Source organism: uncultured Agathobaculum sp., assembly GCF_963927765.1.
In the GTDB taxonomy this organism is placed as follows: Bacteria; Bacillota; Clostridia; order Oscillospirales; family Butyricicoccaceae; genus Agathobaculum.
On sequence record NZ_CAWVCU010000009.1, the window covers coordinates 1 to 24,311 of the forward strand.

Annotated in this window: 29 protein-coding genes and 2 tRNA genes; 30 read left to right on the forward strand and 1 reads right to left on the reverse strand. The window is 52.8% G+C overall.

What is annotated here, in order from left to right:
• From ABGT74_RS00410 to ABGT74_RS00545, 28 genes are all read left to right on the forward strand, one after another.
• Window positions 1–529, forward strand: a 529-nt coding sequence (locus ABGT74_RS00410) for a hypothetical protein (protein ID WP_346704008.1), incomplete at its 5' end; no start/stop codon positions are given.
• The gene (locus ABGT74_RS00415) at window positions 522–827 is read left to right on the forward strand and encodes a hypothetical protein (protein WP_346704009.1); all 306 of its coding nucleotides are present in this window, start codon (window positions 522–524) and stop codon (window positions 825–827) included. The genes ABGT74_RS00410 and ABGT74_RS00415, both read left to right, overlap by 8 nt.
• Before the next feature lie 45 nt (window positions 828–872).
• Window positions 873–1,280, forward strand: a complete 408-nt coding sequence (locus ABGT74_RS00420; protein WP_346704010.1) for a hypothetical protein — start codon at window positions 873–875, stop codon at window positions 1,278–1,280.
• Between the two features lie 242 nt (window positions 1,281–1,522).
• Window positions 1,523–3,103: a PBSX family phage terminase large subunit gene (locus ABGT74_RS00425; RefSeq protein WP_346704011.1), complete on the forward strand. Its 1,581-nt coding sequence runs from the start codon at window positions 1,523–1,525 to the stop codon at window positions 3,101–3,103.
• Entirely contained in the window at window positions 3,100–3,297 is a 198-nt protein-coding gene (locus tag ABGT74_RS00430; protein ID WP_087414754.1) for a hypothetical protein, read from the forward strand. Before ABGT74_RS00425 ends, ABGT74_RS00430 begins: the two co-directional genes overlap by 4 nt.
• A complete protein-coding gene (locus ABGT74_RS00435) occupies window positions 3,294–4,880 on the forward strand; it encodes a hypothetical protein (protein ID WP_346704012.1) in 1,587 nt (528 codons plus the stop codon). The genes ABGT74_RS00430 and ABGT74_RS00435 overlap by 4 nt, the downstream gene beginning before the upstream one ends.
• Window positions 4,880–6,010, forward strand: a complete 1,131-nt coding sequence (locus tag ABGT74_RS00440; protein ID WP_346704013.1) for a phage minor capsid protein — start codon at window positions 4,880–4,882, stop codon at window positions 6,008–6,010. The genes ABGT74_RS00435 and ABGT74_RS00440 overlap by 1 nt, the downstream gene beginning before the upstream one ends.
• 19 nt (window positions 6,011–6,029) lie before the next feature.
• Window positions 6,030–6,103 (forward strand) — tRNA-Gln (locus ABGT74_RS00445).
• 74 nt (window positions 6,104–6,177) lie between these two features.
• Window positions 6,178–6,753 carry a phage scaffolding protein gene (locus ABGT74_RS00450; protein ID WP_087414757.1) on the forward strand — a complete coding sequence of 192 codons (576 nt, stop codon included), beginning with the start codon at window positions 6,178–6,180 and terminating at the stop codon, window positions 6,751–6,753.
• Between the two features lie 95 nt (window positions 6,754–6,848).
• Entirely contained in the window at window positions 6,849–7,598 is a 750-nt protein-coding gene (locus ABGT74_RS00455) for a hypothetical protein (RefSeq protein WP_346704014.1), read from the forward strand.
• 46 nt (window positions 7,599–7,644) lie between these two features.
• Window positions 7,645–8,004 carry a hypothetical protein gene (locus ABGT74_RS00460; protein WP_346704015.1) on the forward strand — a complete coding sequence of 120 codons (360 nt, stop codon included), beginning with the start codon at window positions 7,645–7,647 and terminating at the stop codon, window positions 8,002–8,004.
• A complete protein-coding gene (locus ABGT74_RS00465) occupies window positions 8,004–8,372 on the forward strand; it encodes a hypothetical protein (protein ID WP_346704016.1) in 369 nt (122 codons plus the stop codon). Before ABGT74_RS00460 ends, ABGT74_RS00465 begins: the two co-directional genes overlap by 1 nt.
• Window positions 8,369–8,815: a minor capsid protein gene (locus ABGT74_RS00470; RefSeq protein ID WP_346704017.1), complete on the forward strand. Its 447-nt coding sequence runs from the start codon at window positions 8,369–8,371 to the stop codon at window positions 8,813–8,815. The genes ABGT74_RS00465 and ABGT74_RS00470 overlap by 4 nt, the downstream gene beginning before the upstream one ends.
• 1 nt (window position 8,816) lies before the next feature.
• A complete protein-coding gene (locus ABGT74_RS00475; RefSeq protein ID WP_346704018.1) occupies window positions 8,817–9,248 on the forward strand; it encodes a hypothetical protein in 432 nt (143 codons plus the stop codon).
• Entirely contained in the window at window positions 9,245–9,739 is a 495-nt protein-coding gene (locus ABGT74_RS00480) for a hypothetical protein (RefSeq protein ID WP_346704019.1), read from the forward strand. Before ABGT74_RS00475 ends, ABGT74_RS00480 begins: the two co-directional genes overlap by 4 nt.
• Window positions 9,740–9,749: 10 nt before the next feature.
• Window positions 9,750–10,109, forward strand: a complete 360-nt coding sequence (locus ABGT74_RS00485; RefSeq protein ID WP_346704020.1) for a hypothetical protein — start codon at window positions 9,750–9,752, stop codon at window positions 10,107–10,109.
• Window positions 10,106–10,711 (forward strand): Gp15 family bacteriophage protein, encoded by a 606-nt coding sequence (locus ABGT74_RS00490; protein ID WP_346704021.1) that lies wholly within the window; start codon window positions 10,106–10,108, stop codon window positions 10,709–10,711. Before ABGT74_RS00485 ends, ABGT74_RS00490 begins: the two co-directional genes overlap by 4 nt.
• A 98-nt stretch (window positions 10,712–10,809) precedes the next feature.
• Window positions 10,810–12,543: a hypothetical protein gene (locus ABGT74_RS00495; RefSeq protein ID WP_346704022.1), complete on the forward strand. Its 1,734-nt coding sequence runs from the start codon at window positions 10,810–10,812 to the stop codon at window positions 12,541–12,543.
• The gene (locus ABGT74_RS00500; protein WP_346704023.1) at window positions 12,543–12,926 is read left to right on the forward strand and encodes a hypothetical protein; all 384 of its coding nucleotides are present in this window, start codon (window positions 12,543–12,545) and stop codon (window positions 12,924–12,926) included. Before ABGT74_RS00495 ends, ABGT74_RS00500 begins: the two co-directional genes overlap by 1 nt.
• 8 nt (window positions 12,927–12,934) lie before the next feature.
• Entirely contained in the window at window positions 12,935–14,929 is a 1,995-nt protein-coding gene (locus ABGT74_RS00505; protein WP_346704024.1) for a hypothetical protein, read from the forward strand.
• Complete coding sequence (locus tag ABGT74_RS00510) at window positions 14,929–15,582, forward strand: hypothetical protein (protein WP_346704025.1); 654 nt, start codon at window positions 14,929–14,931, stop codon at window positions 15,580–15,582. Before ABGT74_RS00505 ends, ABGT74_RS00510 begins: the two co-directional genes overlap by 1 nt.
• An 11-nt stretch (window positions 15,583–15,593) precedes the next feature.
• The gene (locus tag ABGT74_RS00515) at window positions 15,594–16,466 is read left to right on the forward strand and encodes a hypothetical protein (protein ID WP_346704026.1); all 873 of its coding nucleotides are present in this window, start codon (window positions 15,594–15,596) and stop codon (window positions 16,464–16,466) included.
• Window positions 16,467–16,478: 12 nt separating this feature from the next.
• A complete protein-coding gene (locus ABGT74_RS00520) occupies window positions 16,479–16,880 on the forward strand; it encodes a hypothetical protein (protein WP_346704027.1) in 402 nt (133 codons plus the stop codon).
• Entirely contained in the window at window positions 16,880–17,758 is an 879-nt protein-coding gene (locus tag ABGT74_RS00525) for a DUF6273 domain-containing protein (protein ID WP_346704028.1), read from the forward strand. The genes ABGT74_RS00520 and ABGT74_RS00525 overlap by 1 nt, the downstream gene beginning before the upstream one ends.
• Window positions 17,759–17,768: 10 nt before the next feature.
• Entirely contained in the window at window positions 17,769–18,533 is a 765-nt protein-coding gene (locus tag ABGT74_RS00530) for a hypothetical protein (RefSeq protein WP_346704029.1), read from the forward strand.
• 4 nt (window positions 18,534–18,537) lie between these two features.
• On the forward strand, window positions 18,538–18,975 hold the full coding sequence (locus ABGT74_RS00535) for a phage holin family protein (RefSeq protein ID WP_346704030.1): 438 nt from the start codon (window positions 18,538–18,540) through the stop codon (window positions 18,973–18,975).
• Entirely contained in the window at window positions 18,972–19,766 is a 795-nt protein-coding gene (locus ABGT74_RS00540) for a peptidoglycan recognition family protein (RefSeq protein WP_346704031.1), read from the forward strand. Before ABGT74_RS00535 ends, ABGT74_RS00540 begins: the two co-directional genes overlap by 4 nt.
• Window positions 19,767–19,865: 99 nt before the next feature.
• Window positions 19,866–20,008, forward strand: a tRNA-OTHER gene (locus ABGT74_RS00545).
• A gap of 180 nt (window positions 20,009–20,188) precedes the next feature.
• Here ABGT74_RS00545 and ABGT74_RS00550 read toward each other — a convergent pair.
• On the reverse strand, window positions 20,189–22,732 hold the full coding sequence (locus ABGT74_RS00550; protein ID WP_346704032.1) for an S-layer homology domain-containing protein: 2,544 nt from the start codon (window positions 22,730–22,732) through the stop codon (window positions 20,189–20,191).
• Window positions 22,733–23,009: 277 nt separating this feature from the next.
• On the opposite strand from ABGT74_RS00550, the gene ABGT74_RS00555 reads away from it, so the two are divergent.
• Window positions 23,010–23,717: a Crp/Fnr family transcriptional regulator gene (locus ABGT74_RS00555; RefSeq protein ID WP_346704033.1), complete on the forward strand. Its 708-nt coding sequence runs from the start codon at window positions 23,010–23,012 to the stop codon at window positions 23,715–23,717.
• A 204-nt stretch (window positions 23,718–23,921) separates the two neighbouring features.
• Window positions 23,922–24,311, forward strand: a 390-nt coding sequence (locus ABGT74_RS00560) for a DUF308 domain-containing protein (RefSeq protein WP_346704034.1), incomplete at its 3' end; no start/stop codon positions are given.

A 24,311-nucleotide genomic window follows, 5' to 3' on the forward strand; every position in this document is an offset into this window, starting at 1 on the left:
CCCGGAGTACATTGCCAGTCATCTTAACATTTTCTTCACACAGGACGGAGAAGGGTACGTCAGATCGGGTGGAGAGGATAACCAAGACATCGAAGTGATGGCCTGGATTCGGGAGGCTGCAGAAAATATCGATGCAGAGATTTGGTCAAAAGACGACGACGGGTTGTGTGACGAGCTGTACGACAATTTGCAATATGGGGTGGAGTATAGAGAGGGTGTGATTGCATATCTATACCTCGCGGTGCTGCAGGCCATGGAAATGCGTGGACGGCTCAAGGACATTGAGGACATCTTGGGAGATGAGTATGACCTCGACAGCCTGCGGGAGCTGGTGCAGGCTGACCGGGAGGGGCGGTGCGTGGTGCTGCCGTCGGGAGAGTATACCGAAGAGGACGGACAAAACGCACTCAAATCAGCAATGAATACCTGCTTCTACCATAATAACTCGGTAACACGCTATATCGCTGACGCGGTTGCTGAAAAGCTGACCAGAGAAGCTGCCGACAAGGAGGTGAATCCGGATGGCTGAGTATATCAAAAAATCGATTGCGATTGCTATTATAAGCAATTCCGCAGACCTGTATCCATTTGAAAAAAACCAAGCTATACATCGAATTGAAGTTTCACCCGCAGCTGACGTTGTACAGGTGGTGAGGGGCAGGTGGATTCCAGAACACCACAAAGACAAGGTATCTCAGACAGAATATCATAGCTATATCTGGTATCATTGCTCTGAGTGTGGCCGGAGATTGATTGGTTGCAGAAATCCACAGGAGGCACCGTACTGTCATTGCGGCGCGAAAATGGACTTGATGGAGGATGTGTGATATATAGCCCCGAAGTGATGCGCTACCTGAAGTGGAGGTATGAGATTGACGAGCAAGCAAGCGAAAGAATACTTACTGCGCGTGCGCCGTGCCAAACGGGAGGTGCAGCGCTATCAGGCGCTCAAGGCGCAGGCGCGTGATCTGGCGTGTTCTTCCACCGCGCCGCCGGACAAGCTGACTGTGATCGGCGGGAAGGGCGGAGATGTGTTCGCACGGTATGCCCAGTATGCAGCGACGCTGGACGAGAAGATTTCTGATCTGTACGATCTGCAAAATGAGGTCACCTGCACGATTGCACGTGTGCCAGATAGCCGTTACCGGGAGCTGCTGCTGGGATATTACGTCGAGGGATTGACTTGGGAGCAAACCGCGGTTGAGATGGGATACTCCTATCAAAACGTTGTGCAGTTCCTGCATCCGAAAGCACTCGCGCAAGTCGGAGAAATCCTTTGATAGTTTTTGATATAGCATCTGTGGTATTGTGTATACATGGAAAGCAGGATAACGGACGGCATGAGAACCTCCTTCTGAAATCCCCTATTACCCGCTGGGAAACGTCCCGGCGGGATACCGGCCAAACTGCCGCACGAGGCAGAACGGTCGCATTTGGCATTTTACCCCGATTCCCAGCAGATGGAGCGCCTCAGAGATGGGGCGCTTTGTCATGCTCAAATTTCCTTGAGAGGTGGTGACCCGTGCCCAATGAAAAGAACCTGATCCCATATCAGTTTACAAGCGAACAAAGCCGTGACGAAGCCGCGAGGAACGGTGCAAAAGGCGGCAAGGCATCGGGTGCCGCTCGGAGACGAAAAAAAGCGCTTCGAGAGTGCATGACTGAGCTGCTTGATCTGCCGGTAACAAACGCAGCCCATTACAATGCGCTCACGGCGATGGGGTTGGATGCGGAAGACATCGATAACCGCATGCTGCTCACGGCTGCCCTGTTCCAGAACGCCGTCACGACCGGCGATCCCAAGGCGTTCCGTGAGGTGCGCGACCTGCTCGACGAGGATGTGCAGGAAGAAACCGGAACAGATAAGCCGTTTGAGCTGCCTGCTCGCCTGATCGCTCCTGCATTTGCGGCGGTGCATCTGGATGTGCTCGAGGGAGCGCACAGAGAATATGTCCTGCCGGGCGGCCGTGGATCGACCAAGTCGTCATTTGTCAGTCTTGAGCTTATCAATCTCATAAAGAACAACCCGGACATGAATGCACTGGTGCTGCGTAAGGTCGGCAACACGCTGCGCGGTTCGGTGTACGCGCAAATCCTGTGGGCGATCGAGCAGCTGGGCTTGACCGACGAATTCGAGGCAACCGTCAGCCCGATGGAGATCACCTACAAGCCGACCGGACAGCAAATCCTGTTCCGTGGCGCGGATGATCCGCTCAAGGTCAAGTCCGTAAAGCCGCTGCATGGCTATATCGGCATCGTCTGGTTTGAGGAGCTTGACCAGTTCCACGGCGACGAGGAGTGCCGCAGCATTCAGCAGTCGGCCATCCGCGGCGGTGACCAGGCATTCATCTTCAAGACGTTCAACCCGCCCAAGACCAAAAACAACTGGGCGAATCAGTATATAGAGATCCCGAAGGACTCGCGCTTTGTGGTGCATTCGGACTATCGCAGCGTCCCAGCTAAGTGGCTGGGCAAAAGTTTTCTCGATGAGGCCGAATACCTGCAGGAGATCAACCCGACCGCCTACGAGCACGAATATCTGGGAATTCCAAACGGCAACGGCGGCATGGTATTTGAAAACGCTGTGGCCGAGACGATCACCGACGAGCAGATCGCACAGTTTGACCGCGTGCTGAACGGCCTTGACTGGGGCTATTTCCCGGACCCGTGGGCGTTCAACCGGATGCACTACGACGCGGCACGCCGGACGCTCTACATCTTCGATGAGCTGCATGCCCTGAAGCAGGGCAACCGCGCGACCGCCGATCTGCTGTTTGACCATGGCATCACCGGGGAAGACCGTATCACGGCTGACTCGGCAGAGCAAAAGAGTGTTGCCGATTATAAGAGCTATGGCCTGTGGTGTAAGGGCGCGGAAAAGGGCCCGGGTTCGGTCGAATACTCGATGAAGTGGCTGCAAGCCCTGGTCAAGATCGTCATTGACCCGGCCAGATGCCCGGAGACTTGGAAGGAGTTTTCCGGGTACGAGTATGAGCGCACCAAGGATGGCGAGATTGTCAGCGGATACCCCGACCGGGACAACCACCACATTGACGCATGCCGTTATGCGCTCGAACAAATCTGGAAGCGGAGGGGACAATGAGAAAACTGAAAGAATGGATCATTGCCCGCTTTCTCCCAGTTTGGGCAAAAGAACAGGTATACGCCGAGAACCGAAAACTGGCCCGGAAAATCGAAGAACAGCAGCGTGAGATCGAACGCCTGACCGCTTATGCGGCGGGGCTTGAATACGCGCTACGACGCCGGATTGTCATTAAGAGCGAGGTGAGCAAGTGAGCATCCTGAATGTCATAACTAACAAAACATACGGATACGAGGACGCATTCGGCGCGGCTGATTGCTCATCCGTCTACATGAAAGACGCTATCGAGGAATGGTTCAGGCTGTTTTATCAGGACAAGCCGGACAAGTTTGGAGATCCGTGCCAGCGCATCCCCTACACCGTGGTCAACAAGCTGACAAAAACCATGTTCGGAGAGTATCAAGCGACCGGGCAAGACGATTTTGCATCGAGCGTTCTGGATGGGCTTGATAAGGTTCGCAAGCGCCTGGCACACGATTTCATGATCGGTGGTATCTCGTACATCAAGCCGTTCCCGCTGCCTGACCGGATCGTGTTTTCCAGCGTATCCCGCGCCAACGTGTTGATATTCGGCACGGACGTTGAGGGCAACCCGACGGACGTGGGAACGGCGGAGCGCACGGTTTCTGGTTCCGCCTATTACACACTGCTCGAGCGTCGTACAATCGGTCCGGACGGGAAGCTGACCATCAGAAACCGGCTATTCCGGTCGGAGTACGACAGCCAGATCGGCCGTCCTGTACCGCTGAACAGCATACCACGTTATGAGGCGCTGCCGGAGGAATACACATACCCCGAGGACGTGGGACTTGGCATGGTGGCGCTGCGGTGCCCTGTGCCGAACTGCGTAGACGGAAGCAAAGACCCGGTCAGCGTGTACGCTGCGGCCGTCGGGCTTATCCGCAGCATCAACCGTAATGAGGCAGAGTTGTCTGGGGAGTTCGAACGCGGAAAGAGCCGCCTGATTGTGGCCTCTGACATGCTCAAACCAAGCCCGGACGGAAAGCACAAAGCACTCACCGACGAGGTGTTCACAGCGTTCGACGATGACCCGGAAACCGTGGGGATCACGGCATTCTCTCCGGCGCTGCGCGAGCAATCGTTTTTGGCGCGTAAGGGCGAGTACCTGCGAAACGTCGAATCGGTCATCGGACTGAAGCGCGGCGTGCTGTCAGAGGTCGAGGCCATGGACAAGACGGCGACTGAGGTCACATCGAGCGCGGGTGACTATAACCTGACGATCATTGACTTTCAGCAGGCATGGGAAAGCGCGGTGCGCGAGTTGATGCCGTTGTGCGGTAAGCTCGGACGGCTGTACCGGGTGGCTGGGGCGCATGATCTCACAGAGGACAGCGTGACAATCGACTGGGGCAATGGTGTGCTGTACGACGAAGATAAAACGTGGGCTGATTATATGGCGATGGTTGCAGCAGGGCTTATCAAGCCCGAAATCGCCGTAGGATGGCGCTTCAATATGCCAACCGATAAGCCGAGAGACCTCGAGAATATCAGGGCAAAGTATATGCCCACGCTCGACAATCTCATGGGATCTTCTGCGGACGAACTCGCAGACGATGATGTACCGGAAAGTACGATAGATCAAGCAGAGGAAGCGGCCGGAAAGACACTCAACGGCGCTCAGACCCAATCGCTTATCTCGATTATCGCACAGTACCAAACCGGAACGCTCACCATGGGACAGGCTGTCAACATCCTTTCTATTGCCATTGGAATCACGAAGGATGAAGCCAAGGCGCTTGTTGAGGGGGCGGTATAATGCTTACCCCCGACCAAGTCTCTGGCCTGCAAATCCTATTTGAACGCCTGACAGACCCGGTATCCGAGTACCTTATCCGGGACATTGCCCGGCGCGTACAAGAGGCCGGACAGATGACCAGCACGGCAGCATATCAGGCATATAAGCTGCAAACGCTCGGAAAGACCATGTCAGAGATACAGGAGCAAATCGCCCTGCTGCTGTCCGTGTCTGCAGATCAGGCCGCAGAAATCATCCAGGCGGCGGCGGAATACGGCTATAACCTGGATGCTGACAGGCTGGGAAGCTCGGTATCATTTGCGGACAATGTGCACGCCCAACAGGTCACGGATGCAGCCGTCAAGCTCGCGCGCAGAGACCTGACCAACATTACCCAGACCATCGGGTTTGCGGTGGGCAAGCGCGGCGAGAGCCTGACCAGTGCATACGAGCGTGCAATGGATTTTGCATTTATGCAGGTAAGCACCGGAGCGACGGACTATAACACAGCAATCAGGCGTGCGTGTGCCGGCCTTGTCCGGGATGGAATCCAGCAAATCGATTATGAGAGCGGGCGTTATGCCACTCTCGAGGTCGCAGCACGTCGCAACCTAATGAGCACAATGGGGAACGCGGTAAATGAGATTACGCAGCGCAACCATGATGATATGGGGGCGGACGGTTGGGAGATCGATGCACACAAAAACAGTGCGCCAGACCACGAACCAATACAGGGAAAACAGTACAGCGACGCAGAATTCGAGCGGCTCAACAGGTCGCTTGTGCGACCTATCGGTACCCTGAACTGTGGGCACAATGCCAGCCCGATTATTATGGGCGTACACGAACCGCTGTATACAGCCACAGAGCTGCGCAAGATGCGTTCCGATAACGCCAAGGGCGTGACGTACGAGGGCAGAGAGTTCAAGTCGATGTATGAGGCCACTCAGTACCAGCGCCGTATAGAACGCGCGATCAGGGCGCAAAAGCGCAGGATGTGGACGGCAACGCCTGATAATGAGCAGGCCGAAAAAATCCGGCTCAGGGCGTTACAATCCGAATACCGCAGATTTTCGAGTGCTGTCAACCTGAGGACCGAGGAAGAACGCCTATATGCACGCGGCGTTCCGAGAATCAAAAAAAAGAAGTAGCGGCCATCGTGCCGCATACAGGGATATGGTGAAGCGGAAACACAGCGGACTTTGACTCCGTCATCACCGGTTCGAGCCCGGTTATCCCTGCCATTTGCCGCCGGGCGTAAAACGGGAACACAAGTGACGCGACCACATACAAAAGCGTAGTGAAAGGATAGGTAAAAATGAAACGTGAATTTCTCCAAAACATCAAGGTAGGGGACGCAGCTCTTCCCAAGGAAATCATCGACGTTATCATGGACGAAAACGGCCGAGACATCGAGGCTGTGAAAGCCAAGTTTGCCGACTATGACACCATCAAAACCCAGCTGGAAGAGGCCAAGACCACTATCCAGAGTTTCAAGGATCAGGGTCAGGACATCGAGGCAGCGCGACAGAAGGCGGCCGAGTGGGAAAACAAGTACAATCAGGCGATTGCAGACCACGAGGCGGAAAAGGCCGAGCGCGAGTTTATGGCCGACATCGTTGACGAGATTACCCGACGCAGGGGAAGAAACAAGGACGCGATCATCGGCGCGCTCGGCAAGGATCAAATGGACGCGCTGAGAAGCAGCAAGAACCGCAAGGATGATATCAAGGCGGCTTTTGACAAGTTCCAGCCAGACAACTCCTACCTGTTCGATGGAGAACAGACCCCGCCGCCGTACTCCCCGGGCGCGGGCAGCCAGAACATGGGGGGCAAAGTCAGCGGAGTTGAGGCAGCATTTGCAAAGCTCAATCCGGGACTCAAACTCGACTGAGAAAGGAATGAAATTTTATGGCACATGAGATGCAGGAAAGATATTCGGCGCTCGTAGACGTAAAACTCCGTGCCACTCTCGTGAAGAAGGACGGAGTGATTTTCAATAATCGATACGAAGGCGACCCTAAGGCCGGCGCGGTAAAGGTCCCGGTAAGAGACACCGAGGTGACTGTAGGCGATTACGACAAGCAGGATGGTGCAACCGCGACCCACGGAGATACGTCCTACATCACCGTTACCATCGACAAGGATAAGGCGGTAAACGAGATCATCGATGGATACTCTGCCGCTGCGGTTCCGGATAATCTGCTGGCAGACCGACTGGATTCAGCTGGATATTCCCTCGCCCTTCAGATGGAAAAGGACGCGACTGCGGTATTGGAATCCGGCGCAACCCAGTACGGAGATACCACTGCTCTGACCAAGGACACCGTTTACGAGGCCGTCGTAGGGGTCCGCACATCTATGTCTAAGGCTAACGTTCCCAATGATAACAAACGATGGCTACTGGTAACTCCCGATGTTTACGCGCTTGTCCTTACTTGCCCTGAATTTATCAAGGCTTCCGACCTCGGCGACGCAGTGGTGCAGACTGGAGCAGTTGGACGCATTGCCGGATTCAATGTCTTTGAGGATAACACCCTGACTGCCGCCACCACCGAGTTTATCGCAGGTCATCCGGACTGGTGTACCAGAATCAAGGAATGGGCTGTAGACGTTCACATTCAGGACCTCAACAGCTCTGGAAAGTTTATCGGCGCATCGGCTGTACAAGGAAGAAAGATTTACGCCCACAAGGTCACTAAGGCCAGCACACTTTTCATCAAAAAAAAAGCGGGCTAATTCAAGCCGCAGCTAAGAAAACGACAAGGAAGGTGAAATAGCCGCCATGGTACCATACGAATTTTACCTTGCAGCATACCGCGGCGGCTCGATCTCCGCACAGGATTGGCCGGCCGCAGAACGCGAGGCGTGCGCTACTCTGGCACGGTACAAGCGATTGTACACTGTCACCGCTCCGCCTGATATCGTGGACGCAGAGAGCATGGCCGTGTGTGCTATGGCAGAGGCCCTTGTATTCAACGCGCAGGCAGAGGCAGGGCAGGGCGCGGTTTCGTCCGCATCCATCGGCAGCGTGTCCACAAGTTACGCGGGCGCATCCGGCGTGGATATGTCCGCGAAGGCTCAGGCTAAACGGGTATACAACGCCTGCGCGCTGTATCTGGATATTTACAGGGGGTGCGGCTGATGCTCGTGTTACGCTCTCTATCCCCTGTATCGTATGACCTCTGTGACCAGACAGTCACGGTGTACCACACTGACGGCAAAACCTACACGCGCAAAATCATCCGAGGCGCGTATCTGGATTACCGCAAAACCCAAAACGTGACCAAAACAGGCAACACGGAGGCGAACGGCTTTTTGCTGGTCATTCCGGGCGACACAGTTCCGGTATCCGTGGGGGATAAAGTCATGATGGGAGAGGGGCCAGAGGTTACCACCCGCGAGCAGTGGGCGGCCCTCATCCCCTCCCGGGTCCCCGGCCTTGTGGTAGTGCAGTACGTTGATCCGAAATACTGGCGCGGTCAGATCGTGCACACGGAGGCGGGAGGATGAGCGTTAAGGTGACAATCAACCCTGCCAGTCAGATATTGCGGGATCATGGTCTAAATCCAGGCGGTCATGTGCAGCGGTTTCATACATCGAATGTGCTGCGCCGCATCAAACGATACATGCCGTATCGTGGCGGCATGCTCATTAAAAAAACCGTAGCAGCGACAGACATTGCAAAACCGTTGATCGTAACCCCTGGACCCGAGGCCAGGATGCTATATCACGGAAAGGTGATGGTTGACCCAAAAACCGGAAAAGCCGGATTTTTGACCGATGACGGCTGGAAGTCCCGACGAGGGGTTGCAAAAGTCCCTAGTAACCGCGACCTAGTTTACACGACAAGTAAAAATGCACAGGCTGGCCCGTATTGGGATAGGAGGCTGAAAGCTGCAGAAATGCCTGTTATTACCAGAGAGCTGCAAAACTACATTGACCGGAGGGGATGACGTGACACCGATTGAGACTATCAAAAACTGGATTGCAACATACCCCGGTCATAATATCCTGTCCGAGTTTTCCGTCGATTATACCGACCAGATTCCGGCAAACGGAGGAATTTTCCCAACGGGATTGATGGAGGTATCGCGCAGACGGTACATCAACGGCGACTGCATGGTCGAGAGCCAATACAATTTCGGCCTGTACTATGTGTTTGCAAAAGCCCCTGGCGACGATGAAGGAGCCGAAGTGAACGCTGATTGGATCATGGACTTTCAGGAGTGGGTGCAGGACACCAAACCACCGAAGTTCGGAGACCGCACGATATCGGTCAAGGCGCAAAACGGATCACTGTACGAGGCGGACGCAGAGGGCACAGCTACCTATATGGTGCAATTATCCGTCAATTTTCAAAAATTTGTGAAAGGAAAAAGACGATGAAACTTTCTGAGCTTATGGCCGGGTATACCCCGGAGCCTGATTTTAACGGATTCGTCACCGCTGATCAGTGGGTAGTCGCTGTCGGAATCGGCGTGGCGGCAACTGAAAAAGACTATACCGTTATCGATGGCGGCGTTACCGCGGTCGAGATTTCATTTAACCCCACGACATCTGACAAGACGTATCTGCGCAAGGGTACATCATCCACTAAGACAGGCACACAGTTTACTGCAACCGTCACAGGAGACGTGCAGCACGGCGACGAATTTCAGGATCACTGCGCACAGGCCGACATCATTTTCGGCGTTGGTCAGGCTGTTGTCGTTCCGTTCGTTGCGTTCTCACTGATGAACGGCAAGGGCTACAAGGGCACGGCGGCGGTCATGGTCAACAGCTACGGAGGTGGCACGGCTGGCGAAAATGCGCCGTTCTCGGTCGATATCAAGTCGGTCGGAACCGCGCCTGTAAGCTACACATATTCGGCGGAATAAGGAGCACAGCATGAGTTACAAAGTTACAATCAACGGCAAGACCTACGACCTCCCACCTCGCACGCTGACAATCGATGACATGATTGAGCGAGTGTCGAGTGTTGGGAAGCGATACGCAAAGGGCGAATCCACACGGCGTGAGATCGTGCAGGAGCAGTTCGACTTCCTAGCAGCCTGCGCCCCGGGCGCGTTTACTGACGTAGAGACTGCAGACACCAACGATCTGTTGATCGCCACGCTCGAAGTACTCAAGATTTACAACGCCCCAGCAATCAAGGCGCGGAACGAGGCGACATTGCAGGAGATTCGCGGTGTAGTAAACACACCTGAGATGACCAAGGTTGTCGACCTCGCACGGGCTAAGAAATGATGTATGACGGACTCCCGGAGTGCGTAACCGTCGACGGCGTAGAATATCCCATTGAAACTGATTTCCGCGTATGGGTGGAGCTGTACGACCGCATTTGTAACGGCTCCACCAACGGGGATAAGGCAAACGCCCTGCTGAGGTTCATTTCCGACGCAGGGCTGCCGCTCGAACCCGGCTCGGTTGATGCGATCATGCAGTTTTTCACTTGTGGTGCGCAAGGAGAGGGCAAAGCGGGCGGGGTATCAACCCCGGTTTTTGATTTTGTTCGCGATAGTGAATACATCTATGCAGCGTTTTTGGAGACCTACGGCATAGACCTAACACACGACCCGCTACACTGGCAGTCGTTTATTGCGCTATTCCGCAGTCTGCCGGACACCTGCCAAATATGCAAGATCATGCACTACCGGTCGGCCAAAATGGAAGATGTGCCGAAACATCAGAAACGTTTTTATGCCGAAATGAAGCGAAAATACGCACTCAACGGGTCGAATCAAGGCAAAACACTGAAAGAATATGTTGAAGAGCTCAAAAAACAACAGGCAGAAAGGCAAGTGCCCGCACTGCGGAGCGGCGAACAGCCAGGTGATGATTGCACCTGATGCGAAATGTTCTGGAGTGTGGGTGAAATGTAAAATCTGCAAGAAAGAATTTGAAATTGTAGTGCCGTAGTGCCAAACCCACGCAGGAGGTGGGCGTAATGGCAAATGACGGCTCTGTAAGAATCGGAACCGAGCTGGACAACAGCGGCTTTAAAGAAGGCCTTGCAAAGCTCGGTAGTGTAGCAAAAAGCGGCCTGTCTGCTACCGGAACGGCTATCAAGGCAATCGCCGGAACAGCCGCGGCGGCGGCTGGCTCTCTGCTGGCTCTTGAATCCGCAACCGAAGAATATCGAATTGCACAGGGCAAATTAAATACTGCGTTTGAAGCCGCCGGATACAGCGCAGAGACGGCGCAAGAGGCGTACCAAGGGTTCTATCAAATCCTAGGCGAAACCGATACGGCAACAGAGGCCAGCCAGCTCCTTGCGAAATTGGCGCAAAACCAAGAGGACGTATCCGAATGGACACGCATTGCGGCGGGCGTAAATGGTACGTTTGGAGACTCACTCCCGATCGAGGGGTTGATTGAATCCGCGAACGAAACCCAGCGCGTAGGGCAGGTCACTGGCGTTTTAGCGGATGCGCTGAACTGGGTCGGAATTTCAGAGGATGAATTCAACGAGAAACTAGAAGCGTGCTCGACCACCAGCGAACGAAACCAGCTTATCATGGAAACGCTGTCTAGCACGTACAGCCAGGCAGCGGACGCGTTTTACAAGAACAACGAAGCCCTTATTGAAGCGCGAAACAGTCAGATGATGCTCGACGAAGCGCTTGCAAAATTGGGCGAAACGGTTTCTAACGTCAAGAACAATCTAACCGCTGAATTCCTCCCGTCTATTTCTCAGATTGTAACTGCGTTTACCGATATGGTAAATGGTGTTGATGGAGCAGATGCGGCGTTTTCTGAGGCAATCAGCGGCATCATTGCAAAACTGGTCGAAAAGCTCCCGGAGTTCCTGTCATTCGGCGTTGAAATTATCAAGGCCATTGTGCAGGGGATTGCGGAAAACGCGGAGCAGATCGCGGAGGGCGCAATAACAATCATCGAAAATCTTGCGCAAGCGATAGTTGAATTGGCTCCCTCTTTGGCAGAAGGGGCGCTTGAACTTATAAAAGCGTTGGCGCAAGGATTGATTGAGAGAATCCCTGATTTTATAGCGGCTCTCCCTCAAATAATTGTATCTATTGCGCAATTTTTTACAGATAACGCCCCGGAAATGCGACAAATAGGATTGCAAATCCTATTAGCCATCCTAGAAGGTATCATAAAGGCAATACCTGAACTGATTAAGGCAATTCCACAGCTTATAGAAGCTATCAACCAGGCATTTATTGACTTGGGCGAAGATATCGGAAAAATCGGAATTGCAATCGTTGAAGGAATCTGGGAAGGCATCAAGGAAGGCGCTCAATGGCTATACGACAAGGTGACCGACTTCGCGCAAGGCATCGTTGACACGGTAAAGGACGCGCTGGGCATTCACAGCCCATCGAAGGAAGCGGAGTGGATGGGCGAAATGTGGGACAAAGGACTGGTAAACGGCATCATGAAAGGCCGCAGCAGCGTAGAAAAAGCCCTCGATTTTTCGGCTAACCTGTCCGCGTGGATGCCGCAAATTCAGTCTGCTATGTCCGGATTCGCACGCGGATTTGCCCCGGCATATGCGACAGCAGGAGCGCCGCAAACCACGCACACAATCACGGAAATTAACCGCAACACCACACAGACCGTGCGCGTTATCCCCGACCAGCGAGGAATTTTCAAGCTGGTCAAGAGCGAGGAAACGCGGCGCGGAAAATCTTTAATTAAAGGGGAGGGATTCAACTAATGTTCACCATCGACGGGGAATCCTTCCCCAATATTTGTGTCCAGAATATTACACGTGGTTTTGAAATCAACGACGGTAAAAATGAGGGATATTCAATCAGCGGATTGCACATGCGAGATATCACCGGAACATACATGACATATACCGTGGCATTGGACGCTTCGCTCACATCCCCCGCGGACTACGATAAGCTGTACGAAATTCTTTCATCCCCTACAGAATATCATACAATCGTTTTCCCGTATGGTCAAAAAACATTATCTTTCGAGGCAGAAGTTACGCAAGGAGCAGATAACCTTGTCATCAGCGAGCCGACATACAACCTGTGGCAAGATTTGTCGTTCACTTTTCGGTCACGCAAGCCTGTAAAAAAGCCGACATGAGGTAGCGCATGAACAAAATCCAATTTGATAAATGGACATTTACAGATGACCAAATTATACAGGGAGAATGCTATCTGTCGCGCTCTCTTTTATCGTCATCCCTAGAGATCAACACACTCGACGCGGATGTGTACAACACAGACCATTCAATCAAAAATTTTGTGGTAGACACCCCTGTTGCATATCTCAAAGACGATAAACGGGTAGCGTCGTTTTACGTGCAGGATATCGAGCGCATTTCACGCAACCAGTACAGCATCCACGCCGTATCATTTGCTGGTGTGCTCGATAATCAAACCCACTACGGCGGCATTTACACCGGCCAGACCGTCGGAGAGGTTGTACCACAAATTTGCGGTAGCATCCCCGTATATGTCGCAAACAACGTCGCGTCAATCAAGCTGTACGGCTGGCTCCCCATTGCGTCCCGACGCGAAAATCTTGCGCAGGTGCTTTTTGCTATCTCTGCAACCGTAGCGACAGATGACACCGGCGCGGTGTGGATTCAGGGGCTAGAGCCGGAGGAAAAGAGAGAAGTAACCGAGGACGAAACTGAGGAATCCGCAAGCATTGAATACACATCCCCGGCTGTTGATGTAATCGTACTCGAGCACCAGTACACCGAAGGGCAGGAAGAAATTACACTGTTTGAAGGGGCGACCAGTGCTGGCGATATTATTACATTCTCTGAGCCGTGTCATTCTCTCGTTGCGTCTGGATTTACCATCACAGAGCAGGGCGCGAACTATGCAATCGTGTCCTCTGGTTCCGGAAAACTGACAGGTAAAAAATACGTACACTCTACCCGAGAGGTTAAAGGCAAGCGCACGCAGGCACGCGACGCAGGGGAGAACGAAAGCAAAATTCGCGTGGAAGAAGCTACCCTCGTTTCTCTCGTAAACTCTCGCGCTGTGGCCGACCGTCTGGCCGATTATTATGCCTGCGCAGAGCGCATTGTTGCGGATGTGGCGTATCAGGCGGACGATGCGGGTGATGTGCTCAGCCAGTACCATCCGTATGATGGGGATATGGTACAGACGTGCATCGAGTCTCTGGATATTACTTTGTCTGGAAAGCTGCTGGCAAAGATGACAAGCCTTGTCGGATACATCCCGCCTGATATCTCACAAATCGAATACTATGATACATTCGAAATCCTCACCGGCACAGGCACATGGACTGCGCCGAAGGGCGCGAAAAATGCTCGCGCCGTGTTAATTGGAGGCGGTGATGGAGGGACAAACGGAAAAGACGGAACGGGCGGAACAGATGGACATGTTACCGGAAATCCATCCGCAGAAGGGAAGGGCGGCAAAGGCGGCGAACCCGGAACCCCGGGGAACGGTGGAAAAATATTGCAAATAGAAATCGACGCTACACAGAGTTACGCATATAAATCCGGAGTGGGAGGCGCTGTTGGCGAGCTCGGAACCGCTACTACGTTCGGGGTGTTTTCTTCCGCGAATGGTACCGCGAACGACAATGGATACACAGACATCATCAACAAAAAAACTTACGCCCGTAAAGGTTTTCCTGGTGTTGCTGGTGGTGACGGCGGCGACGCGGAGAATAACGGCGAAGATGTCGAGACGTGGAAAGGTGGACAAGGCGGCGAAAAAGATACATTGAATGGCTATTCTGCTAATGGCGGTGGTGGCTCAGGAGCCGCCAAGGGCTCTAACGGTAATGACGGAACGGATGGATATATGGATAGATGGTCTACTGGAAATCCTGATAACCCGTATGGATATTTAGCCCGAGGCGGCCGCGGTGGCAAGGGCGCGGATGCGGTCTCTCCTGATTTTTATCCTGAATATGGTTCTGGTGGTTCTGCTGGTCACGGAGGTGGCGGCGGTGGCGGCGGTGGAACTGCAAACGGATCGTCTGACACGTCAAGCAACGACGGGCGCGGAGGTGATGGCGGTGCAGGCTCTACTGGAACACCCGGAAAACCCGGATGCATTATCGTTTATTATTCTCTCCCCAGAAAGGAGACTGCGTAATGACGCATGATATCAAATTTGAAAACTGGTATATTTTACCCCCGCCTCCCGTTGTAGCGCGGCAGTACGATAATCTGTCGCGCACTCTAAACGTGGTTGGAGACCTCCCGGACGGCTACACATGGGACATGCTGGTCAAGTGCGGAGGCAATATGGATATTATCCGGTTATCGCCCACCGAAACCGGTGTTGGCGTTACCCTGACCGCTCAACAACTCGCCCTTGCTGGCGACTACTCTATGCAGCTCAGGGGCACGCAGGGCGACGTTGTGCAGCATACAAATGTAATTACACTTGTAATCCCCGAAAGCATTTCTGGGGCTTCTCAGTGGCCGGATGTGCCGTCCGAATTTACCCAGCTCGAGCAGCGTATTTCTGAAATTGCTTCCCATCCTCCGATTCCCGGTGATGACGGATTCTGGAAAATCTGGAACCCGGACGCTGATGTATACGAACCGAGCGAATTTCCGTTGCCATCTGGAAGCGGCGGCGGGTTCCCGTACAAGCTGGGCGAGACGCTGAAAGTAGTCGGCGTTAATACGTTGGAGGTAAACACGACGGACGCGGTGGAACAGGACAACACATTGCCCATTACATCGGCTGCCGTGCATACGACCGTCGGAAACATTGAAATTTTGCTCGGCACTATTTAAGAGGTGAAAATATGAGTGTTCAGACTGAAATCCAGAGAATCCAGACCGCAAGAAACACATTAAGAACAAAAGCGGTAGAGCTTAAAATTTCTTCCGGCACCGAAAAGCTGGACGAACTCGCAGAGGACTACAACGGCATTACCAATCAGGGGTCTATTACCGCACAGGTCAAGGAGGGTGAAACCTATACAATCCCCAAGGGATACCACGACGGAACCGGAACCGTTTCTGGCGTGTCCGGCGGTGGAAGCTACAAGCTACAAAGCAAAAGCGTTACCCCCACGAAAAAGCCCCAGCAGGTCACTCCAGACGGCGGTTACTACGGCCTGTCTGATGTAACGGTAGAGGCAATCCCGACGCAGTATCAAGACGCGTCCTCTGTGACCGCAACGGCGGGCGACGTGCTGACCGGAAAAGTTATCGTAACCGCTGACGGTTCCGTGACCCCCGGCACGATGCCGAATAATGGAGCGGTCAAAAAGACCCTTGACACGACCACAAAGTCTTACACGATTCCGGCTGGCTATCACGACGGCAAGGGCGGCGTAAGCATTACGACCGAGGAAAAGACGGCAACGCCGACCAAATCACCGCAGGATATCACACCGACCGTTGGAAAGGTGCTTTCCAAGGTCACGGTCGAAGCTATCCCGGCGCAGTATGTTGACACACAGGACGCAACGGCAGCAGCAGGCGATATCCTGACCGGAAAGTCTGCCTATGTTAGAGGCGTAAAGGTTGATGGTTCTATGGCAAACAACGGCGACACGACCGGCACGTTTGACGGCCTGACCACCGAATCTTACGAAATCCCGGCAGGATATACGACCGGCGGCTCTGTGAGGCTTACGAGCGATATCATGGACGCTCTGGCATCCATCTAAAGGCGGTGTGATATGAGCATTCAAAGCGAAATTGACCGCATCAAGGCAGGAAAGGCCGACGCAAAGGCTGCACTGATTGAAAGAGGTGTTGACCCCGGAGACGCAACAATTGATGAATACGGCAACCAGATTCGCGCAATTCCGACCGGTGTTACGTCGTTTAACGGTCGAACAGGTGCAGTAGAACCGCAGTCGGGTGACTATACTGCGCAGATGGTAGGAGCTGCGCCGACTTCTCACAATCATAACGCGTCCGCTATCAATGCCGGAACCTTTCCGATTGCGCGTGGTGGCACCGGCGTTTCTGCCATGGCTGGTACAGACTATTCTGCAAACCGCCCGCGTGGTATCATCCTGCAATCGTCTGAACCGAGCACGGTTGCAAACGGCTGTCTTGTGGGGGTGTATGAGTAATGCCTATTTTTTGTGGCATTGAGGGCGTGAAACACAAAATTTCCGGCCTGCATACTGGTGTTGACGGAGTCAAACACGAGATGACCGAGATGTGGGCAGCAGAGAACGGGGTTAAGAAAAAGATATATCAAGCATCACCGTACAATCCCATCCTGGAAAACAATAGCTGGGAAATTATTAAGCAAGCCTCTGAGGAAGGGGTTGCATCTTCCGTTTGGTCTATTGGAGATAGCAAAACAGTGAAACTGAATGGAAGAGTAGGAAATTTAAACCTATCTGGATATTATGAATGTTATATCATTGGATTCGACCACAATGAATCTGTGGAAGGAAAAGGAATTCATTTTCAATTTGGAAGACTTTCAGAAAATGACAATGATATCGCTTTTATCGACAGTGATTACCCTTCGTTGTCTTCTTCTGGATTTGTTATGAACACTCAACCGAATAACATTGGAGGATGGGCGAGCAGTCACATGAGGACTATCATATGCACTAAATTTTTAAATCTTCTTCCGGATGAACTTCAAACAGCAATTTCACCTTGCAAAAAATATACCGATAATGTTGGCGGAGGTTCATCCTCCTCGGCTATAACATCGACGGAAGACAAGATATTTCTCCCGTCTGAATTTGAAATTTTTGGGAAAATTTCTATTTCAAATCCCAATGAAGCGGAAAAGCAATCTCAGTACGAATATTACAAGACTCCGGGAAGAATAACAAGACATTCTCATTTAGATGGCACTACGGCGGTTGATTGCTGGCTTAGAAGTCCCCGCGCGTCAGATGGCTTTGCAATGATCGAAAGGGGCGGGTATTCCTGGTGGCACTATGCTAACAGATCAAAAGCCTTTTCTCCAATTTTCAAAATTTAAGGAGGTCAATATGCAACTCGAAGTAAAAGGCAAAACATTTTCCCTGTCCTCCGCCTCCGAGCGGCAGGAACTTATGCAGGAGCACAGGCGCAAGGTGCTGACACTGGATATCACCGGCACATTTGCAGAGGTCTCCGAAGTCCTGACCGACGGCGCGGTGCTGGTCATTGTGGACGACGAGGGACACGAGTACACACACGACGGCTATCCGGTTCCCGGCCCGCTGACTGACAACCGAGACGGCACGATTACCGCTAAGATGGGCGCAGCGAATACGGTTGAACAGGATTTGCAGGACGAGGTCACATCTAAGACCAAGATCATCACCGCGATTGCGGGTAAGACAGTACAGACCACCGAAGAGGCCGCAGCCGTCCGCGCAGACGTTGAATCCCTGTTTGTGGCCTCCACGATGGACGATGACGGAAAAATTCGTGCGTCGTACCTGTGCAAGGAATGGAAGCCCGGAAAGTATGAGGTCGGAGACGTGTACAACGCCATCGGCCAGACGTGGGAGGTGCACCAGTCCTACGATAACAGCGCAAACCCGGATATCGTGCCCGGTGACAAATCGTGGCCGGTGTTTAATCGACCTCTGCACGGAAAATCCCCGGAGACCACACGCCCTTGGGTCAAGCCGGAGCACGGAACGACCGATATGTATCACGCCGGCGAATACATGATCTATACAGACGGTGCGCTGTACAAGTGCTTACAGGATACCAATTTCAGCCCGGACGAATATGCGCAGGCATGGGAAAAGCAGGAGGGATGATTGTATGATAGTACATCTGACAGACACAAAAGCTGCCCTGATGGGCATTGCCGCAGTGGCCGGTGGCGCGATCAGTCAGGCGTTTGGCGGCTGGGATGCCGCCCTTGCCACGCTCATCGCGTTTATGGCCATTGATTATGTGACCGGTCTTATCGTCGCGGGCGTGTTTCAGGCATCGGACAAGAGCGAGACCGGAGCGCTCAACAGCGTCGCGTGCTGGCAGGGCCTGCTCAAAAAGGGCATGACGCTGGTCATTGTCTTAGTCGCGGCCCGCCTGGACATCGTCCTCGGCACAGCGTTCGTGCGCGACGCGGTCGTCGTCGCATATATTGTCAATGAGACCATCTCGATCATCGAGAACGCTGGCCTGATGGGCCTGCCAATCCCAGAGGCAATTATGAGCGCAATTGAACAGCTACAAGGGAAGGGGGATACCCATTGAATTTACATACCTGTATGCTCACAGAGAACGACTGTTATAAAGCCGGGAAACCGCTTTCTGTGCGAGGCTTGATGCTGCACAGTACGGGCGCGCCCAACACCCGGCTCTCCCGCTATGTCGGTCCAGACGACGGCCTGCTGGGCATGAACCAGTACGGCAACCACTGGAACCAGGCCAGGCCGGACGGCCGACAGGTCTGTGCACATGGTTTTATCGGGAAACTCAAAGGCGGCACCATCGCCACCTATCAGACGCTGCCCTGGGAGATGCGCGGATGGCATGCGGGCGGCGCGGCTAACTCGACCCATATCGGCGTGGAAATTTGCGAGGACGATCTGACCGATGCGGCGTACTTTCGTGCGGTCTACCAGGAAGCCGTAGAGCTGTTTGCCTACCTCTGCAAGATGTTTGACTTGGACCCGCTTCAAGACATTATCTGCCACGCGGAGGGCTATCAGCAGGGCATTGCCAGCAATCACGGCGACGTGCTCTACTGGTTCGACAAGCAGGGCAAGACTATGGACGATTTCCGACGCGACGTGAGAGACCAGATGGAGCACTCGAAGGAGGACGATACAATGAAAACCTATACACATACCGACCAGATGCCCGACTGGGCACAGGATACGTTTTACCGGCTGATTGATGCCGGTATCGTCAAGGTCGATGATAAGGGCGAGATCGCGGTGCAGGAATGCAGTGTGCAGCCGATGGTCTATCTCGACCGGCTGTGCGGCGGGCAGATTGAGAAGCTGCCCCAGGCGATCAAGGCGCTGCAGGCCAGCGAATAAGCATAAAAGAAGGGCGACCAAACGGCTGCCCTCTTTTTATTGCACCGAAATTGCACCGAGTGCAATGGATTTTTCTAAAATTGAAAAAATCATACGTCGGAAAAGTTGCTATAATTGCGTTGAATCACGCTTTTATGGTTTGTATAAGGCATAAAAATGTTTAATACTGTGATAGCTCTATAATTGGAAATCGTGTGTGCGGTAATCCCGTACCCAGGGTTCAAATCCCTGACTCTCCGCCATTGAAAGCACTGAAACATCTCGTTTCAGTGCTTTTTCTTTTGTTTGACTGAGATGCTTAGAACCTCACACCTTGACGATCAGCTGCAAAAGGGACTGACTTGCGGGTCAGTCCCTTTTTTATATTTACGATTCGGGTACCAGTCACGGGAGAATTGCAGGCTGCAGCAGTGAGCGAGCTTTTAAAGCAATGCTTCCCACCGTTCCATCTGGCTGGAATGTTCATAGGTGTGTGCGTTTGCGGCCTCACAGATGTCGTAGTAGGCCCAGTGAGATGCCGGCACATCCCAAAAGGTTTTGAGTTCGGTGTGATGGGCGATGAAGTCCCGATCAGCCGAGCGACCCAGCATGCGGTTTAAGATGACAGTTGCCTGTGCGCGGGTCACGAGAAGATTGGGGCCAAAGCTTCCGTCGGGGTATCCGGAGATCCAACCGTAGTCGGCGGCGCACATGATGCTCTCATAAAACCAATCGTTGGGTGTGACATCAGGGAAAGCGAGTTCGTGTTTGAGGGAAGGCTGTGTAAACTTCGTGGCCATCGTGACAAACTCTGCGCGGGTAATCGGTCGATTGGGCAGGAATTTGTCGTCACCGACACCGGAAATGATTCCTATAGAGGCTAGGGTGTTGACGGCTTTGGCATACCAGGCATCGGTCGGCACATCGGTAAAATGGGGTGTCGTCAAAATGTCCTGATCTTTCAAGAGAGAATAGAAGAGTTGCGCAGACTGTGCACGGGTCAAGGCGTCCTCGGGCCCAAACTGATTTTCGGGGTAGCCGGATATGTAAGCGCCGTGCGTTTGGGTATCCAGGTAATCGGATACACCGGTTTGGTCTGGCGTGGGCAGTGTACGTACAGGGACAAATTCAGCAGATATGGTGTGGTTTTTGGATATGGGATCAAAACGGTAGGTTTCCTGTGCGCCGATCGACTTTCCGTCAATCAGGACGGTACGCAGTCGATAACCTTCCTGTGCACGCATGGTGAATTGCGGGGTAGCGCCGCGCTTCACTTGGATTTTACCGTCGGGACTGATCGTACCGCCTGACGTGGCCTGTGCGGAGATCACAAAGGTCGTGCTGGCGTTGCTTCCGGTGTTACCATTACTGCTGTTACCGGTGTTGGTGCTGCCGCTGCCACCGCTCGTGATGGATTCAGGGAAGGTTTGGGTCACTGTCCCAGTGTAATTGCCCTGAAATTGAATGGTGAATAGGACGTTGTTTCCCTGAGACGCTAGTGTGGTCGTGTAGTCGGTTCCTTGTTGCAGAATCCAATCGCCATGCTTGATGACGATGCTTTCCGCTTCTGCACGGCTGGAAACCTGAGGAATGGGAAGACGCGTGCCGTCATAGGGGGATACGTTTACAACGACAGGAATGTGCTCTACCATTTGGTAGTCGATCAAGTCACTGGGGACGTAGAATGCCAGATGGGTTTGCTCACCGACGTTTCCCACGCGCAGACTGCCGTTTTCCCAGAAAAACTGAGATTCAAGCGATACATTGGCCAGATAGTCGCCATAAGTTGCCGATTTCATGTTTGGGGCGAGGTATTCCGGAAGAGCGGGATAAATCTCAAAGGAAGCGACCGATTCCAGTCCTGCATACTGAGGGGTTTCCTCTACGATTGCCTGCACATACCAGGTGCCTGCGTGAACGGGGACTTCCGGCTGGAACGGGCCATCAGGGGAAGGTGCGTAGAAGAATTCAGCAGTGCCGAATGCAGGCTGTGCCTGCGGCTGTGCAGCCGGTTCTCCGTAAGTCCAGCTGTCAATGTGCAGCGGAACCTGCCAGTCATTCTCTCCCGTGACGGTCACCGTAGCATCCAGTTCAGCGGCTCCGTCGGTATAGTGATATGTGATGGTCTGATTGGGGCTGTCCAGCTGTATGCGGTTGTCTTCCAGCACAGCGCCATTGAGCTGGCTTACCTGATCGGCGTCCATCCAGGGGACAAGGTCACTCAGGAGAAAACCGTTTTCACCTGCGGGCAAATCGAATGCAGCGGGACGCTGTTCGGTCAGATCGCAGAAAGGTTCGATACCATCCGGGATTCTAATTGCAAGCAGTTTGTTTTTTCCGGCATAAATGGTTTCCAGTTTGGGGTTGTTGCTGAGATCGAGAGAAGTCAGCTGATTGTCCGTGCAGTTGAGGTATGTAAGATTGGTTTGATGCGATAAGTCCAGCGTTTCAATCAAGGTGTGATTCCACAGCAATGTGTCCAGATTTTCGTTGTGGGACAGATCGGCGTGGGTCAGATTTCCGCCCAGAACATGCAGGGTGTGAAGATCGGGATTTTCACTCAGATCTAACTCTTCCAGCGGACTGCCGCCCCAGGCAAGGTAGGTCAGGTTTGGTACGTCGTGCAAGTCCAGCTCGGACAGGTTGGAGTGAAAGCAATAGAGGTGCTCAAGTTCTGGGACATCGCTGAGCGTTAGGGTTTCCAGTCTGGGATTTTCATTGCAGGTCAGCGATTGCAGTGCGGGAAAATCTATGATTTCCAGCTCTACTAGGTCGTTTTCGCTGCAATTTAACTTTTCCAGAGATTGAAACCATTCCAGACCGGTCAAGTCCTCGATACCCTGCTTACGCAGATCCATATTGGTGACAGCGTCTCGTTCGGATTCAGACAAAAAGCCGTCTTCGTCCGCGTCCTGCTGCTCGACCCAATCTAGAAAAGCCGGATCGGGAAAGGTATCAGAATCAATGGGGACTTGGTCGGATTCCACGGCACTTGCGGCACTGATTCCAGCGGTACTGCACAGTGCGACAAGCAGGATTTTCCAGAATTTCATGTAGAGTTCCTCCTTACAAATGATAGGTGCAGAACGGTGAAGTCGTTTGCTTGATAAGTTCATTATGGAGGAATTGAAGCAGAAAATCGGTTGTCCAGACAACGTGTTTGAAAAAATGAGACTTCGGAGACTGTGGAGTTCATTGACAAATACAGCCGCTTTGGTTATAGTGGTTTTGTCAGAAGAACGATTGGAAAGGAGCGATCAGAACGTGATAGAGCAGGAGAAAATGCTGGAAATTTTGAAAAAAGGGCTGCTGTTTCGCAATATGGAAGATGACGAAATTATGGAAGCGCTGGAAACGATGGGATCGCACCGCAGCGTCTATCCCAAGCGTACCTTAGTGATGCGGGACGGCGACGCGATGACCCAGGTGGGCATCATCCTGTCGGGAAATCTGCACCTATTCCATATAGATGCAAATGGAAACAGTAATTTAATGGAGAATCTGGGTGAAGGAGAGCCGATCGGCCTCCTCAACGCTGTCGGAGAATACCGTCTGCATATCTCAGCGGAAACCACAGCCGAGACCGAGATTTTGTTTTTGAATGTCAGTCAGCTGCTGCGGAAGAATGTGCTCACAGCCCCGGTACAGATTCGCTTTCTGCAAAACCTGACGGTCGCGGTCGCACAGCAGGCGCATCGTCTGACCCGCAAGCTGGAGGACAGCATCCGTCGTTCGATGAGAGACCGTCTGCAAGATTACCTGTCCGGTCAGTTCCATAAAGCAGGGAAGAGAACCTTTGCCATTCCGCTCAACCGACAGAATTTGGCTGATTTTCTGTTTGTAGACCGCAGCGCGATGTCCAATGAACTGTGTAAGATGCGAGATGAAGGACTTTTAAAATTTGAGAAGAGCAAATTTGAGCTCTTAATTGAGATGCCGATTACCGAAGAGGAACCCGACCCCAATCAATAAAGAAATTTACCCTTCTATATAGATGTGCTCTGGAGAACAACATGCAGTCTCCAGGGCACATTTTTTATGTTCCGCTGTCTGGACAACCGTTTAAAAACGCGGCGAATGGTATGATAGAAACAAGTAGAGAACGCGCTGATAGAAAGTAAAAGCGCACTTGTAATCATACCGAATGGGCACACAGGAATTGTGTAGGAGGATAAAATGAAACAGAAAAATAATTCGTCGTATACGATATTTGATGCAGCGTATGAGCCTGTGGAAGAAGAAAAAGGCGCAGACCGCACCGCACAAAAAAGCGTGCTGGCAGTTGCGTTGATTCTGGCAGTTTTAGGCTTGGCAATCTTCATTTTCCCCGTGGCAGCGGGCACCGGACTTGCATTTTTGATCACCGTAGGTTTGTTCCTGTATGGGTTATCGCAGAGCATCCTCTTTTTCCGCTTGCCTAAGGAGCTGCGCAATAGCTGGGCGTTGGCAAATGGAATTCTGGTGCTGATCGCATCGGGTATCCTCCTGACCGGAGCCCTTATGAGCACGGCAGGCGTATTGCAGATGATTATGGCCAGTTCCTTTTTGGTGGGCGTGCTCACGGCA

Coding starts and splice junctions, on each gene's coding strand:
- ABGT74_RS00415 (WP_346704009.1), top strand. CDS start 522: ATGGCTGAGTATATCAAAAAATCGATTGCGATTGCTATTATAAGCAAT.
- ABGT74_RS00430 (WP_087414754.1), top strand. CDS start 3,100: ATGAGAAAACTGAAAGAATGGATCATTGCCCGCTTTCTCCCAGTTTGG.
- ABGT74_RS00440 (WP_346704013.1), top strand. CDS start 4,880: ATGCTTACCCCCGACCAAGTCTCTGGCCTGCAAATCCTATTTGAACGC.
- ABGT74_RS00450 (WP_087414757.1), top strand. CDS start 6,178: ATGAAACGTGAATTTCTCCAAAACATCAAGGTAGGGGACGCAGCTCTT.
- ABGT74_RS00460 (WP_346704015.1), top strand. CDS start 7,645: ATGGTACCATACGAATTTTACCTTGCAGCATACCGCGGCGGCTCGATC.
- ABGT74_RS00465 (WP_346704016.1), top strand. CDS start 8,004: ATGCTCGTGTTACGCTCTCTATCCCCTGTATCGTATGACCTCTGTGAC.
- ABGT74_RS00470 (WP_346704017.1), top strand. CDS start 8,369: ATGAGCGTTAAGGTGACAATCAACCCTGCCAGTCAGATATTGCGGGAT.
- ABGT74_RS00480 (WP_346704019.1), top strand. CDS start 9,245: ATGAAACTTTCTGAGCTTATGGCCGGGTATACCCCGGAGCCTGATTTT.
- ABGT74_RS00485 (WP_346704020.1), top strand. CDS start 9,750: ATGAGTTACAAAGTTACAATCAACGGCAAGACCTACGACCTCCCACCT.
- ABGT74_RS00490 (WP_346704021.1), top strand. CDS start 10,106: ATGATGTATGACGGACTCCCGGAGTGCGTAACCGTCGACGGCGTAGAA.
- ABGT74_RS00495 (WP_346704022.1), top strand. CDS start 10,810: ATGGCAAATGACGGCTCTGTAAGAATCGGAACCGAGCTGGACAACAGC.
- ABGT74_RS00500 (WP_346704023.1), top strand. CDS start 12,543: ATGTTCACCATCGACGGGGAATCCTTCCCCAATATTTGTGTCCAGAAT.
- ABGT74_RS00505 (WP_346704024.1), top strand. CDS start 12,935: ATGAACAAAATCCAATTTGATAAATGGACATTTACAGATGACCAAATT.
- ABGT74_RS00510 (WP_346704025.1), top strand. CDS start 14,929: ATGACGCATGATATCAAATTTGAAAACTGGTATATTTTACCCCCGCCT.
- ABGT74_RS00515 (WP_346704026.1), top strand. CDS start 15,594: ATGAGTGTTCAGACTGAAATCCAGAGAATCCAGACCGCAAGAAACACA.
- ABGT74_RS00520 (WP_346704027.1), top strand. CDS start 16,479: ATGAGCATTCAAAGCGAAATTGACCGCATCAAGGCAGGAAAGGCCGAC.
- ABGT74_RS00525 (WP_346704028.1), top strand. CDS start 16,880: ATGCCTATTTTTTGTGGCATTGAGGGCGTGAAACACAAAATTTCCGGC.
- ABGT74_RS00530 (WP_346704029.1), top strand. CDS start 17,769: ATGCAACTCGAAGTAAAAGGCAAAACATTTTCCCTGTCCTCCGCCTCC.
- ABGT74_RS00535 (WP_346704030.1), top strand. CDS start 18,538: ATGATAGTACATCTGACAGACACAAAAGCTGCCCTGATGGGCATTGCC.